This is a genomic window from Glycomyces xiaoerkulensis (genome assembly GCF_002798405.1).
Lineage (GTDB): Bacteria > Actinomycetota > Actinomycetes > Mycobacteriales > Micromonosporaceae > Glycomyces > Glycomyces xiaoerkulensis.
Map to the genome: position 1 here is coordinate 116865 of NZ_PGGV01000033.1, position 13090 is coordinate 129954.

Annotated in this window: 13 protein-coding genes; 7 read left to right on the forward strand and 6 right to left on the reverse strand. The window is 71.2% G+C overall.

Annotated features, from left to right (window positions below):
- The first annotated feature begins 7 nt into the window (after positions 1–7).
- From CUT39_RS14140 to CUT39_RS14155, 4 genes are read left to right on the forward strand one after another with little or no spacing between them, the layout of a single operon-like run.
- Positions 8–1015 carry an ABC transporter permease gene (locus CUT39_RS14140; protein WP_100447653.1) on the forward strand — a complete coding sequence of 336 codons (1008 nt, stop codon included), beginning with the start codon at positions 8–10 and terminating at the stop codon, positions 1013–1015.
- Positions 1012–1974 (forward strand): ABC transporter permease, encoded by a 963-nt coding sequence (locus CUT39_RS14145; RefSeq protein WP_100447655.1) that lies wholly within the window; start codon positions 1012–1014, stop codon positions 1972–1974. Before CUT39_RS14140 ends, CUT39_RS14145 begins: the two co-directional genes overlap by 4 nt.
- On the forward strand, positions 1974–2927 hold the full coding sequence (locus tag CUT39_RS14150; RefSeq protein ID WP_100447657.1) for an ABC transporter ATP-binding protein: 954 nt from the start codon (positions 1974–1976) through the stop codon (positions 2925–2927). The genes CUT39_RS14145 and CUT39_RS14150 overlap by 1 nt, the downstream gene beginning before the upstream one ends.
- The gene (locus CUT39_RS14155; RefSeq protein WP_100447659.1) at positions 2924–3934 is read left to right on the forward strand and encodes an ABC transporter ATP-binding protein; all 1011 of its coding nucleotides are present in this window, start codon (positions 2924–2926) and stop codon (positions 3932–3934) included. The genes CUT39_RS14150 and CUT39_RS14155 overlap by 4 nt, the downstream gene beginning before the upstream one ends.
- A 99-nt stretch (positions 3935–4033) precedes the next feature.
- Here CUT39_RS14155 and sucD read toward each other — a convergent pair whose 3' ends face one another.
- The 5 genes from sucD to CUT39_RS14180 all read right to left on the reverse strand — a co-directional run bounded on the left by sucD (position 4034) and on the right by CUT39_RS14180 (position 8632).
- Positions 4034–4921 carry a succinate--CoA ligase subunit alpha gene (gene sucD / locus CUT39_RS14160; protein ID WP_100447661.1) on the reverse strand — a complete coding sequence of 296 codons (888 nt, stop codon included), beginning with the start codon at positions 4919–4921 and terminating at the stop codon, positions 4034–4036.
- Between the two features lie 3 nt (positions 4922–4924).
- A complete protein-coding gene (gene sucC / locus CUT39_RS14165) occupies positions 4925–6106 on the reverse strand; it encodes an ADP-forming succinate--CoA ligase subunit beta (protein WP_100447663.1) in 1182 nt (393 codons plus the stop codon).
- A 454-nt stretch (positions 6107–6560) separates the two neighbouring features.
- Positions 6561–7025 carry a cobalamin B12-binding domain-containing protein gene (locus CUT39_RS14170; protein ID WP_100448255.1) on the reverse strand — a complete coding sequence of 155 codons (465 nt, stop codon included), beginning with the start codon at positions 7023–7025 and terminating at the stop codon, positions 6561–6563.
- A gap of 122 nt (positions 7026–7147) precedes the next feature.
- Complete coding sequence (locus tag CUT39_RS14175) at positions 7148–8158, reverse strand: hypothetical protein (protein ID WP_100447665.1); 1011 nt, start codon at positions 8156–8158, stop codon at positions 7148–7150.
- A gap of 84 nt (positions 8159–8242) precedes the next feature.
- Positions 8243–8632 (reverse strand): MarR family winged helix-turn-helix transcriptional regulator, encoded by a 390-nt coding sequence (locus CUT39_RS14180; protein WP_100448257.1) that lies wholly within the window; start codon positions 8630–8632, stop codon positions 8243–8245.
- An 86-nt stretch (positions 8633–8718) separates the two neighbouring features.
- Between CUT39_RS14180 and CUT39_RS14185 the strand changes: the two genes are divergently transcribed.
- Positions 8719–10143, forward strand: a complete 1425-nt coding sequence (locus CUT39_RS14185) for an MFS transporter (RefSeq protein WP_232805762.1) — start codon at positions 8719–8721, stop codon at positions 10141–10143.
- A gap of 46 nt (positions 10144–10189) precedes the next feature.
- Here the strand turns inward: CUT39_RS14185 and CUT39_RS14190 are convergent, their stop codons facing one another.
- Entirely contained in the window at positions 10190–10891 is a 702-nt protein-coding gene (locus CUT39_RS14190) for an ABC transporter ATP-binding protein (protein WP_198587177.1), read from the reverse strand.
- 286 nt (positions 10892–11177) lie between these two features.
- Between CUT39_RS14190 and CUT39_RS14195 the strand changes: the two genes are divergently transcribed.
- Together CUT39_RS14195 and CUT39_RS14200 are read left to right on the forward strand one after the other, a co-directional pair.
- Positions 11178–12431, forward strand: a complete 1254-nt coding sequence (locus CUT39_RS14195; protein WP_100447669.1) for a sensor histidine kinase — start codon at positions 11178–11180, stop codon at positions 12429–12431.
- Positions 12419–13066: a LuxR C-terminal-related transcriptional regulator gene (locus CUT39_RS14200; RefSeq protein ID WP_100447671.1), complete on the forward strand. Its 648-nt coding sequence runs from the start codon at positions 12419–12421 to the stop codon at positions 13064–13066. The genes CUT39_RS14195 and CUT39_RS14200 overlap by 13 nt, the downstream gene beginning before the upstream one ends.
- The last annotated feature ends 24 nt before the right edge of the window (positions 13067–13090 follow it).

Here is a 13090-nt window from a genome sequence, read left to right on the forward strand (position 1 = left end):
GCAGAATATGCTGCGCTACACGGTCAAACGCCTCCTGCAGTTGACGGTGGCGTTGCTGGGACTGACGCTGCTGCTGTTCGCGTGGTTCAAGGCCCTCCCGGGCGGACCCGAGAACCGGCTGCTTCCCGACGACGCCACCGATCAGCAGCGGGAGGCGCTGCGGCGCGCCCTGGGGCTGGACGAACCGATCTGGACGCAGTACGTCGAGTTCCTCGGCCGGATCGTCCGGCTCGACTTCGGCTCGTCCCTGTCGTCCGGCCGCCCCATCGCCACCGAACTGGCCGACCGCCTGCCGGCCACGGTCGAGCTGTCGCTGTTCGCGATCGTCATCGCCATCGGCGTCGGCATCCCGCTCGGCTACCTCGCCGCCCGCAAACGGGGCTCCTGGCTGGACTTCATCGCCGTCTCCGGATCCCTGATCGGGATCTGCACGCCGGTGTTCTTCCTGGCCGCCATGCTGAAAGTGGTCTTCTCCCAGAACATGGGCGTCTTCCCCACCTTCGGCAGGCTCACCCCGGGGACCGGCTTCACCGAGGTCACCGGGTTCCGGGTCCTCGACGGGCTCATCACCGGCGAGCTCGACGTCGTCGGCAATGCGCTGGTCCACCTGGTCCTGCCCGCGGTCGCCCTCGCCTCGATCCCGCTGGCGGTGATCACCCGCATCACCCGCGCCAGCGTCCTGGAGGTCCTCGGCGAGGACTACGTGCGCACCGCCGACGCCAAGGGACTCAAGCCGCAGACGATCCGCGCCCGCCACGTCATGAAGAACGCCCTCCTCCCGGTGGTGACCGTGATCGGCCTGCTCCTGGGCAGCCTGTTCGCCGGCGCCGTGCTGACCGAGAGCGTCTTCGCCTTCGGCGGGGTGGGCTCGTTCGTCTACCAGGCGACCACCGAGCGGGACTACCCGGCGCTGCTGGGCTTCATCCTCATCATCGCCGTCTCGTACGTGGTGCTCAACCTGCTGGTCGACCTGTCCTACGGCTTCCTCGACCCGAGAGTGAGAGTGCGGTCATGACACCGGCCAAGATCGAGAAGCTCGAGCGGCTCGTCGAAGCCGGGGCGCAGGCCCGGACCGCCGAGTCGGGTTCGCTGTGGCGGCAGTCGTTCCGGAGGCTGCGCCGCTCCCCGATGGCCATCGCCGGCGGCGCCATCGTCGGCGTCTTCGTGCTGGTGGCGGTCCTGGGGCCCTGGATAGCGCCCTACGACCCCACCGCGCAGCGGTGGGGCGACGAGGTCTTCCTCAACCGCAACGTCTTCCCCGGACCGCGCGCCGAGAACTGGTTCGGTCTCGACCACCTGGGCCGGGACATGTTCTCCCGCATGATCGTCGGCGCACGGCAGACGCTGCTGGTCGGTGTCGTCGCCACGCTCATCGGCTTCGCCGCCGGGGCGGCCGTCGGCGGCACCGCAGCGGCGGCCGGCACTTTCGGCGGCCGCTGGGGGCAGCGGATCGAGGCGGTCATCATGCGCGCGGTCGACGTCGCGCTGTCGATCCCGATGCTGCTGCTGGCGCTCAGCGTCGCGGCGCTGCTGGGGCCGAGCCTGACCACGGTCATGATCGCGGTCGGGGTCGCGCAGATCCCGATCTTCGCCCGGCTGCTGCGCGGCTCGATGCTCGCGCAGGCCCACTCGGACTACGTCCTGGCCGCCATCTCGCTCGGCGTCCCCAAGGGCCGCATCGTGATCTCCCACATCTTCCCCAACTCGCTGGGGCCGGTGATCGTGCAGGCCACGCTGGTGCTGGCGACGGCGATCATCGAGGCGGCGGCGCTGTCGTACCTGGGCCTGGGGAACCCCGACCCGGGCAACCCCGAGTGGGGGACCATGCTCGCCGACGCGCAGCGGTTCCTCTCGGGCGCACCGCAATTGGCGATCTACCCCGCGGTGGGCATCATCGTCACCGCGCTCGGCTTCACCCTGCTGGGCGAGGCGATGCGCGAATCGCTCGACCCGAGGCTGAGGAGGCAGGGGTAGTGGCACTGCTTGAAGTGGAGGACCTGCGGGTCTCCTTCGGAGAGACCCGGGCCGTCGACGGCGTCGACTTCCAGGTCGACGAGGGCCAAGTCGTCGGCCTGGTGGGCGAGTCCGGCTGCGGCAAGTCGGTCACCAGCCTGGCGATCATGGGACTGCTGCCGCGGCGGGCGGCGAGCGTCGCCGGCGCCGCCCGGTACGACGGTGTCGACCTGTTCTCGCTGCCGCGCGGCGAGATGCGGCGGCTCCGGGGGCCGGACCTGGCGATGGTCTTCCAGGACCCGCTCTCCAGCCTCAACCCGGTGGTCCAGATCGGGCGGCAGATCACCGAGGTGCTCGAACGGCACCGGGGCATGCGCGGCGAGGCGGCCCGGAAGGAGGCGGTCCACCTGCTCGACCGGGTCGGCATCCCCGATCCGGCCCGCCGCCTGGGGGAGTACCCCCACCAGTTGTCCGGCGGGATGCGCCAGCGCGTCCTGATCGCCATCTCGGTGGCGTGCGCGCCGCGGCTCCTGATCGCCGACGAGCCGACCACGGCCCTGGACGTGACGATCCAGGCCCAGATCCTGGAGCTGCTGAAGGACCTGGTCGACTCCGAGGGGACGGCGCTGCTGATGATCACCCACGACCTGGGCGTCGTGGCGGGCCTGTGCGACGAGGTCAACGTCCTGTATTCGGGCAGGGTGGTCGAGTCGGCCCCGGCCCGGGACCTGTTCGCCAGGCCGACCCACCCGTACACGGTGGGCCTGCTGAACTCGATCCCGCGGTTGGATCTGCCGATCCACGAGCCGCTCCGGCCGATCCGGGGGTCGATCGCCGATGTGATCGGATGGAACGACGGCTGCGCGTTCGCGCCCAGGTGCGACCGGGTGGCCGAAGAGTGCGTGGCGGGTGAGCCGCCGTTGATCGGCGCGGCCCACATGCACCGCTGCGTCAGGGCCGAGGAGGTCGCATGAGCATCGGGACCGAGCCCGGACCGATCGGAGCGACGACGGATCTGCTGAGCGTGGAGGACCTGGTGGTCCACTTCCCGATCCGCCGGGGCCTGGTCGTGGAGCGCACGGTCGGCCACGTCCGGGCGGTCGACGGGGTGAGCCTGGGCATCGCCGCGGGCCGGACCTACGGTCTGGTGGGCGAGTCGGGCTGCGGCAAGACCACCTTCGGCCGGGCCGTGCTGCGCCTGGAGGAGCCCACCGGCGGCCGGGTCCGGCTCGACGGCACCGAGGTGACCGGGCTGCGTTCGGACCGGCTGCGCCGCTTCCGCTCGAGGATGCAGATGGTGTTCCAGGATCCGCTCGGCTCGCTGAACCCGCGGCACAACGTGGACATGCTGCTGGCCGAGCCGCTGAAGGTCCACGGCGTCGGCAGCCGCTCCGAGCAGCGCAGGCTGGCGATCGAGACCCTGGACGCGGTCGGCCTGCCGTCGTCGGTCCTGGAGCGCTACCCGCACGAGTTCTCCGGGGGCCAGCGGCAGCGCCTCGGCATCGCCCGGGCGCTCATGCTGCGCCCGGACCTGGTCATCTGCGACGAGCCGGTGAGCGCCCTGGACGTGTCGATCCAGGCGCAGGTGATGAACCTGCTGGAGCAGCTCCAGGGCGAGTTCAACCTGACCTACCTGGTGATCGCCCACGATCTGGCGGTGGTCCGGCACATGTCCGACCGGGTCGGCGTGATGTACCTGGGCAACCTGGTCGAGGAGGCCGACTCGGAGGCGATCTACGACGACCCGCGCCACCCGTACACCAAGGCGCTGCTGTCGGCGGTGCCGCAGCCGGATCCGGAGGCCGAGGCGGATCGGGAGCGGATCATCCTCAAAGGCGACCTGCCCTCGCCGGCGGATCCGCCCTCGGGCTGCCGATTCCGGACCCGCTGCCCGTGGGCGGCCGACATCTGCGCCGAGGAGGTGCCGGTCTGGCGGGAGGTCGGCGACGGCCACCGGGTGGCCTGCCACTTCGACCTCTGATCGGAGCGGCGGGGTCGGGCGACCTTCGAGCGCGGCTCGGGGTGACCGAGCACGAGTGAGGGCCGGGCGGCGACGCCCGGCCCTCGAGTCGATGGGGACCTACTGGCCCTTGATGATCTCGCGCATCAGGTTCGCGGTCTCGCTCGGCGTCTTGCCGACCTTGACTCCGGCGGCCTCGAGGGCCTCCTTCTTGGAGTCGGCGGTGCCGGCCGAGCCGGAGATGATGGCGCCGGCGTGGCCCATCGTCTTGCCGGGAGGCGCGGTGAATCCGGCGATGTAGGCCACGACCGGCTTGGTCACGTGGTCCTTGATGTACTCGGCGGCGCGTTCTTCTGCATCGCCGCCGATCTCGCCGATCATGACCATCGCCTTGGTCTCCGGGTCGTTCTCGAACGCCTCGAGGCAGTCGATGTGGGTGGTCCCGATGACCGGGTCTCCGCCGATGCCGACGGAGGTGGAGAAGCCGATGTCCCGCAGCTCGAACATGAGCTGGTAGGTCAGCGTGCCGGACTTCGAGACCAGGCCGATGGGGCCGGAGCCGGTGATGTCGGCCGGGGTGATGCCCGCGTTGGACTTGTCGGGGCTGGCCACGCCCGGGCAGTTGGGCCCGACGATGCGGGTCTTGTTGCCGGTCGCCTCGGCGTGGTTCCAGAAGGTGACCGCGTCGTGGACCGGGATGCCCTCGGTGATGACCACGGCCAGGCCGATCTCGGCGTCGATCGCCTCGATGACGGCGGCCTTGCAGAACGCCGGCGGCACGAACACCACCGAGGTGTCGGCGCCGGTCTCGGCCATGGCCTCCTGGACGGAGGAGAACACCGGCAGGCTTTGCCCGTCGAAGTCGACCTTCTGGCCGGCCTTGCGCGGGTTGACGCCGCCGACGACGTTGGTGCCGGCCTTGAGCATGCGGCGGGTGTGCTTCATGCCCTCCGAGCCGGTCATGCCCTGGACGATGACCTTGCTTTGCTCGTTGAGGAAGATCGCCATTGCCTAGGCCTCCTTGTGCGCGAGTTCGGCGGCCTTGTCGGCTGCTGCGTCCATGGTGTCGACCTCGGTGATCAGCGGGTGGTTCGCGTCGGCGAGGATCTTGCGGCCGACCTCGGCGTTGTTGCCGTCGAGCCGGACCACCAGCGGCTTGCGGACGTCCTCGCCGCGGTCGCGGAGCATCCGGAGGGCCCCGATGATGCCGTTGGCGACTTCGTCGCAGGCGGTGATGCCGCCGAAGACGTTGACGAACACGCTCTTGACCTGCGGGTCGGAGAGCACGACCTCGAGGCCGCTCGCCATGACCTCGGCGGAGGCGCCGCCGCCGATGTCGAGGAAGTTCGCGGGCTCGACCCCGCCGTGCCCCTCGCCGGCGTAGGCGACCACGTCGAGGGTCGACATGACCAGCCCGGCGCCGTTGCCGATGATGCCGACCTGCCCGTCGAGCTTGACGTAGTTGAGGCCGGCCTCGACCGCGCGCTGCTCGAGCGGGTCGACCGCGGAGGCGTCGGCGAACGCCTCGGCGTTCTCGGGGTGCCGGAAGGCCGCGTTCTCGTCGAGGGTGACCTTCGCGTCGAGCGCGAGGACCTTGCCCTCGGGGGTGCGGACCATGGGGTTGACCTCGACGAGCGTCGCGTCCTCGGCGACGAAGGCGTCCCAGAGCCGCACGAACACGTCGACGAGTTGGTCGCGCAGGTCGACCGGGAATCCGGCCCGGTCGGCGATGTCGCCGGCGATCTCGGGGGTGACGCCCACGCCGGCGTCGATCGGGGTCTTGACGACCTTGTCGGGCGAGGTCTTGGCGACCTCTTCGATCTCCACGCCGCCCTCGGTCGAGGCGATGCACAGGAACGTGCGGTTCGCTCGGTCGAGGAGGTAGGAGAAGTAGTACTCGGAGTCGATGTCGGCCGTGACCGTCAGCATGACCTTCTCGACGGTGTGGCCCTTGATGTCCATGCCGAGGATGTCCGTGGCGTGGGTCTTGGCCTCGTCGACGCTGTCGGCCAGCTTGACGCCGCCGGCTTTGCCGCGGCCGCCGACCTTCACCTGTGCTTTGACGACCACCCGGTCCCCGAGGCGCTCGGCGAGCTCCACGGCCTCGGCGGGGGTGGTGGCGACGCCGCCGTCCAGTACCGGCACACTGTGCCGGGCGAACAGTGCGCGGCCCTGGTATTCGTACAGATCCACTGTAGAGTCCGCTCCACTAGCTAGTCTTGTTCGACCGGGTTGCCCGAAGGTATCCCGTTAGCGCAGCGTAACGCGCGCGTGTCTCCGGCGATGGCCTGGCGGTGCGCGGGTGTGACGAGTTCGAGGGTCTCACCGCGTGCGGGCGCCGCCGTGAGCGAATAAGCGGGGACCGGACGCACCCCTCAGGCGTCCGGTCCCCTTTTAGACGGGAATCAAGCCCACCCCTCAAAGGCTTGATCCCCTTTTAGGCACGATGCCCCATCGCCACCCCTCAATCGATAGGGCATCGGCGGTTTGTGGCACGGCTCTATGAGCCGCGCAATACCGATCGGCGGTGAACGAGTCGCCGCCTTCGATGCGGTTGTTGCCGTTCGCTGTGCGCCCGACACCTATAAGAACGAGCCCGGTCGCGCACGGTTACGGGAAGTCCAAAGAATTTTTTGCCGGCGGTGTTCTAGCCGGTCGACGCGGTGTCTTCGGCAACCGTGTCGCCCTTCGGGCGAGGGCCGACGTGCGCGGCGACCCACTCCGCGATCGCCTGCGTGGAGGCGCCCGGACCGAAGATCGCCGACACCCCCTGCTCCTCGAGCGACGCGCTGTCCTCCTCGGGGACGATCCCGCCCCCGAAAACGACGATGTCGCGCGCGTCGGCCTCGTCCAAGAGCTTGAGTACCCGGGGGAACAGCGTCATATGCGCGCCGGAGAGGATGCTCAATCCGATCGCGTCGGCGTCTTCGGCCAGCGCCGTGGCCACCACCTGTTCGGGAGAGTTGTGCAGGCCGGTGTAGATCACTTCCATACCCGCGTCGCGCAGCGCTCGGGCCACGACCTTCGCTCCGCGGTCGTGCCCGTCGAGCCCGACCTTCGCCACGACCACACGTACCGGCGCGTCGTTGTTCGATGCGCGCGCTGCAGACATACCGACCTCCTCGCTCGCGGCCGCCGCGCCGCTTGTGGCGACGCCTGCGGTGCCATGGATCTGCATGGCGGCGGCCGTCCTAGGAGTGAGCTTAGTCGCGGTCGTCCGGAGTGTGTAGGGGCTTACCGGCCGTAGGGCGGCTGCCCGGGCTGCCCGCCCTGCTGGTACCCCGGAGGCGGCCCGTAGGCGCCCGGCCGGCCGGGCTGCTGCGGGTGGCCCTGCTGCGGCGGACCCTGCGGCCCGGGGGCGCCGGGGGGCGGGGCCGCGCCTCCGGCCTGCCGCGGCCTCGCCGCGCTGCCCATGATCCAGGCGTGGGCCTCGTGGTCCTTGAAGTAGATGAACGTGGCCCAGGCGTCGGCTCCGACGACCGCGACCAGGAATGCCAGGCTGAGCGCGAGGACGCCGCCGCTGATCAGCGACATGATGCCGAGCAGGCCGAGCAGGCCGATCAGGCCGAAGCCGCCCTGGATCATCATGAGGATGATCCCGGTCAGTCGCGGTCCCTTGGACGAGAGCATGCCTCGCGGCAGCGTGATGCCGTAGCCGAGGACCGCCAGCGCGAACAGGAGGCCGGGCACGGCCATCACACCGGTCTCGGCGCCGGCGAACGCGATGTTGATGATGACGTTGACCAGGCTCACGCCGCCGGCGATCAGCGCCAGGAGGCCGATCCGCTTGACCCCGGACGGGACCGCTCCGGCCGCGCCGCCGGGCGGCGGGCCGTACGGCGGCTGCGGGGGCGCCTGGCCGCCGCCGGGCTGCTGCCCGTACGGGGGCTGCCCCTGCGGCGGGGGCGGGGAGCCCTGGGCGAGCGGGCCGCCGGGCTGGCCGGGAGGCGGCGGGGCCGAGGGCTGGAAGCCGGTCTGCGAGCCGCCGGATTGGGGCATGACGCTGGTGTCGGCGTGCGCGTTCTGCGGGTTCGCCGGGCCGGTCGGCTGGCCGAGCGGGGAGGGCGGGGGCGGGGGCGCGCCGCCCGGGGCCGCCGGGTTGCCGCCGCCGGTCTTGCGCAGTTTCATCGTCGAATCGATGCCGTCCTGCTGCTGCGGTTCCGGTTCCGACTGTCCGCCGGGCCTGAGTTTGAAGGTGCCGCCGTCGTCGTCTTCCTCGGGCGGCCGGTTCTCGGGGTGCGTCATTGCGATCTACTCCAGGGCGGATGCGGTGGTGAATTCTCTCGGTCACACCATACCGAGTTCAATCACATGAAAGGTGCACCGCGGTCAGTCGAGATGTCTGATCAAGACCGCCTTGTGGGTCGGGCGCGCCGTCTCCCACCGCTCGCGGCCGGCGGGGGTGAGCATGAGGAAGTTCGCGCGGCGGTCGTACTCGCATTCGTCGCGGGTGACCAGGCCGGCCCGTTCGAGGCGGGTCACCGTGCGCGAGAGGGCGCTCTGGCTGAGGTACATCTCGGCCTCGAGCTCTTTCATCCTGACCTTGCGGCCCGGGTCGCCGCAGCACTGGCCGGCGAGCGCCTGGAGGACCTCGAACTCGCTGAGCCCCAACCCGTGGCGAGCCTGGAGTTCGCACTCCAGCGCGGCGGACGTGTCGTGGTACACGCGCAGTGTTTCGGACCACTTGGCGCATACATCCGGTTCGGTGGGCGGCTCCATGACCTGCATATTACCATGTCCAGTCATTTTATGCACGCTCATTTAATGCGTTGACATCCAATGCACGCACATGTAAGTTTCCCGGCGTGACACTCACGGAAACGAAACCACCGCATCCCCGACCCACCCCGGCCCGCTGGGGCCCCAAACTCTGGGCGGTCCTGATCGTCTCCGGCCTGGCGCTGTTCCTCGACGCCCTCGACGTGTCCATGGTGGGCGTGGCGCTGCCGTCGATCGGAGCCGAACTCGACCTCGGCACCGCCAGTCTCCAGTGGATCGTCAACGGCTACATCCTCGGCTACGGCGGCCTGCTCCTCCTGGGCGGCCGCGCCGCCGACCTGTTCGGCCGGCGCCGCGTCTTCCTGACCGCCCTGGTCGTGTTCGGCCTGGCCTCCCTGCTCGGCGGCCTGGTCGACGACGGCGGCCTCCTGGTCGCCAGCCGCATCGTCAAGGGCGTGGCCGCCGCGTTCACCGCCCCCGCCGCCCTGTCGATCATCACCACCACCTTCAGGCAGGGCCGCGACCGCAACAAGGCGCTGTCGATCTTCACCGTCTTCGGCGCCACCGGCTACGCCTCCGGACTGATCATGTCGGGGCTGCTCACCGGCATCGGCTGGCGCCTGACCTTCTTCGCGCCGGTCGCGGTCACCGCCGCCGTCCTCGCCGCCGCCCTCGTCGTGGTGCCCCGCGACCGCGACACCGAGCGCGGCACCGTCGACTTCGGCGGGGCGGTCCTGCTCACCGGCGGGATGCTCGCCGCCGTCTACACGATCGTCACCGCCCCCGAAACCGGCTTCACCCCCGCGGTGACCGCCACGCTCGCGGCCGCGGTGGTCCTGCTCGGGGCGTTCCTGATCCTGGAGAACCGGCTCCGCAACCCCCTGGTGCGGCTGGGCATCTTCAGGATCGGCTCGATCGTGCGCGCCAACCTCGCGGCGATGGCGATCTTCGGCTCCTACATCAGCTTCCAGACGATCGTGTCGCTCTACCTGCAGAACACGCTCGGATGGGGCCCGCTGCAGATGGCGCTCGCGCTGGCCCCAACCGGTGTCCTCGTCGCCTTCATCTCCCCGTTCGCCGGGCGCTTCATCGACCGGTTCGGCACCACCCCGATGATCATCGCCTCGATGTCGTCGTTCGTGCTGGGCTACCTGTGGTTCATCGCCCGGGGCGGCAGCCCGGACCCGGCCTACTTCGCCGACTACCTGCCGAGCTTCCTGCTGCTGGGTCTCGGCTTCGCGACCGGGTTCTCCTCGGTCATGGTGCAGGCGACCGAGGGCATCGCCGACGACGAGCAGGGCCTGGCCTCCGGCCTGGTCCAGACCTCCGGCCAGATCGGCGGCGCGGTCGTCCTGGCGGCCGCCACCGGTCTCATCGGCGCCACCGGCGCCACCGGCATCGCCGAATACCGGCCGGGCCTGTACCTGGTGATCGGCGTGGCCGCGGTCGGCCTGCTGGCCTCGGCCACGGCCCTCCTCGCCGGGCGACGGCCGCTCGCCCGGGCCGCGTAACCGGTCCTCCCCCCGAGCGGCCGCGCCGGCCGGAGCGGAACCACCGCTACCGCCGGCGCGGCCGCGCCAGATGCCCGGCGATCTCACCGGAACTCGGGCGCGAGCAGTACCGGTCGACGCGGCCGTCGGCGAGCACGGCCGCGGCGTGCGCGCGGGCGGCCGCGTTCGGATCGCGGGTGACCATCACGACCGTCTGGCCCAGCTCGTCGACCACCTCGCGCAGCAGGTCCAGCACCTCGGCGCCGGTGTCGGGATCGAGCGCCCCGGTGGGCTCGTCGGCGAACACCACCTCGGGCCGGACCGCCAAGGCGCGGGCGAGCGCGGCCCGCTGCCGCCCTCCGCCCGACAGGTCGCCGGGGCGCTGCTGCAGCACGCGCCCGAGGCCCACCCGCTCGACCAGGTCGCGCAGCCACCTCCGGTCGGCGGCGCCGCCCGACAACCGCAGCGGCAGCGTGATGTTCTCCTCCACCGTCAGCGACGGCAGCAGGTTGTAGGCCTCGAAGACGAATCCGATGCGGCCCCGCCGCAGCATGCTCCGCTGCGACTCGTCGAGCCCGGCGATCTCGGTGCCGCCGACGCGGACCTCGCCCGAGGTGGGGGAGTCGAGCCCGGACGCGCAGTGCAGGAGCGTCGACTTCCCCGATCCGGCCCCGCCCGCCACCGCCAGGAACGAGCCGCGCGAGACGTGGAGCGAGACTCGGTCGAGCGCGGCGACCGCGCCGTCGTAGACCTTCGTGACCTCGTGCATCACCAGCGCCGCCGGCCGGGTGGTGTCCTCCCGCAGCACCGTCCGCGGCGCGGGCGGGGCGCGGCGGTCCTGATCGGTCGTGGGGTGTTCCCGTTCGGGGAGCTGCGTTCGCATGCTTTGAACGCTATGGAGTCCGGCCTCGCGTTCCAATGCAGGAGACTGGCGAATCCGAGGTGGGGACAGCGGTAGGGCCGATGGTGCAGTCCGCTGTACCGACGCCCGCGGGCACCGCCGGGTACCGTTCACCCAACCGGCCCGAGCCGGGCGTTCAGGGAGGTGGCAGCCGATGGGGGGCGACGAGCCGCGCCGGGGCCTGCTCGCGGGCGCCCTGATCGCCACCCTCTGGGTCGCCGCCGGCGTCGGCATCGGTGTCCTGGCCCTGATGACCCTGCCGCTCGTCGGCGCCGTCGCCGCCCTGCGATCGATCCGCATCGGCCGGCCCCTCGTGCGCCCGCTGCTGCAGTGGGTGCGGGTCCTGGCCGACCTCGAACGCCGCCGCCTCGGCAGGCTCGGACACGAGATCGAATCGCCCTACCACGACGAGCCGCCCGACGGCGAGACCGGCCCGGTCCGGGGCGTGCTCGACGAGCCGACGGTCCGCCGCGACCTGTCCTGGCTGTTCATGCAGGCCACGTTCGGGATCGTGCTCGGCACGGTCACCGTCCAGTTGCTGTCGAACGGCATCCACGACGCCACGCTGTGGCTCTGGTGGCCCCTGGTCGACGAGTCCGAACGCAGCGTCATCAACGGCCTGATCGGTCTCGAGACCTGGAGCGGGTCCGTCTTCGGCGTCGTGGTGGGGATCGCCCAGCTCATCCTCTGGCTGCTGTTCGCCCCGCGGCTCCTGCGGTACCAGTGCCGGCCCGGGGTCAACCTGCTCGGCCCCGACCCCGACATCGACCTCTCGGAGCGGGTCGCCCGGCTTGCAGCGACCCGGGCCGCGGCGCTGGATGCGCACGCGATCGAGCTGCGCCGGATCGAACGGGCCCTGCACGACGGCGCCCAGAACCGCATCGTCGGCGTCGCGGTGCTGGTCGGTGCCGCCCGCCGGGAGGTGGAGCGGGACCCCGGCCGCGCCGACGAGATCCTCGCCCGCGCCCAGGACTCGGCCGAGCTGGCCCTGTCCGAACTGCGGGCGGTGGTCCGGTCGATCCTGCCGCCGGTGCTGGAGAACCGCGGCCTCGAAGGGGCGCTCAGCGCGCTGGCCTCCGAGTGCGCGGTCCCGTGCAGGCTCACCGTGGACGTGCCGGTGCGCTGTCCGGCGAGTGTGGAGGCGACCGCGTACTTCGTTGTGGCAGAGTCATTGACGAACGTCGCCAAGCACAGCGGGGCGAGCCGCGCCGAGGTGGGGGTCTCGGTGCGCGGCGACCGCCTGCACGTGGTCGTGACCGACGACGGCCGCGGCGGCGCCGACCCCGCCGGCGGGTCCGGTCTCGCCGGCATCGGCCGCCGCGTCGAGGCCCACGACGGCGAAGTCGCCGTCGTCAGCCCCGAAGGCGGCCCGACCGAGATCAGAGTGGAGCTGCCATGCGGATCGTGATCGCCGAGGACGACACCCTCCTGCGCGAGGGACTCGGCCTGGTGCTGGGGGGCGAGGGCTTCGAGGTCGCCGCCTCGGTCGACCGGCCCGACGCCCTGCTGGCCGCGGTCGAGGAGCACCGGCCCGACATCGCCGTGGTCGACGTCCGGATGCCGCCGACCCACACCGACGAGGGCATCAAGGCCGCCGTCGAGGCCCGCCGGCTCCGTCCCGGACTCGCCGTCCTGGTGCTGTCGGCCTATGTGGAGCAGAGCTTCGCGACCGACCTGCTCGCCGACGGTGCCGACCGGATCGGGTACCTCCTGAAGGAGCGGGTCGGCCGGGTCGACGCCTTCGTGGAGGCGCTGCGCCGCATCGCCGACGGCGGCACCGCCATCGACCCCGAGGTCGTCGCCCAACTGTTCGCCCAGAGCCGCCAGGACGATCCGCTCGAACGGCTGACGCCCCGCGAGAGGGAGGTCCTGTCGGTCATGGCCGAGGGCCTGGGCAACGGCGCGATCGCCGAGCGGCTGTTCATCACCGAGAACGCCGTCCACAAGCACATCCGCAACATCTTCATGAAGCTCGACCTCGCCCCGGACGACCACACCGACCGCCGTGTCGCCGCCGTCCTCCGCTACCTCGAACGGGCCTGACCGCCCGGATCGCTGGTCCCGCCC

What these genes read in the sequence shown, in the direction of transcription:
- CUT39_RS14140 (WP_100447653.1), top strand. Translation starts at nt 8, where the DNA reads ATGCTGCGCTACACGGTCAAACGCCTCCTGCAGTTGACGGTGGCGTTG.
- CUT39_RS14145 (WP_100447655.1), top strand. Translation starts at nt 1,012, where the DNA reads ATGACACCGGCCAAGATCGAGAAGCTCGAGCGGCTCGTCGAAGCCGGG.
- CUT39_RS14155 (WP_100447659.1), top strand. Translation starts at nt 2,924, where the DNA reads ATGAGCATCGGGACCGAGCCCGGACCGATCGGAGCGACGACGGATCTG.
- sucD (WP_100447661.1), bottom strand. Translation starts at nt 4,921, where the DNA reads ATGGCGATCTTCCTCAACGAGCAAAGCAAGGTCATCGTCCAGGGCATG.
- CUT39_RS14170 (WP_100448255.1), bottom strand. Translation starts at nt 7,025, where the DNA reads ATGTCTGCAGCGCGCGCATCGAACAACGACGCGCCGGTACGTGTGGTC.
- CUT39_RS14175 (WP_100447665.1), bottom strand. Translation starts at nt 8,158, where the DNA reads ATGACGCACCCCGAGAACCGGCCGCCCGAGGAAGACGACGACGGCGGC.
- CUT39_RS14180 (WP_100448257.1), bottom strand. Translation starts at nt 8,632, where the DNA reads ATGGAGCCGCCCACCGAACCGGATGTATGCGCCAAGTGGTCCGAAACA.
- CUT39_RS14190 (WP_198587177.1), bottom strand. Translation starts at nt 10,891, where the DNA reads ATGCACGAGGTCACGAAGGTCTACGACGGCGCGGTCGCCGCGCTCGAC.
- CUT39_RS14195 (WP_100447669.1), top strand. Translation starts at nt 11,178, where the DNA reads ATGGGGGGCGACGAGCCGCGCCGGGGCCTGCTCGCGGGCGCCCTGATC.
- CUT39_RS14200 (WP_100447671.1), top strand. Translation starts at nt 12,419, where the DNA reads ATGCGGATCGTGATCGCCGAGGACGACACCCTCCTGCGCGAGGGACTC.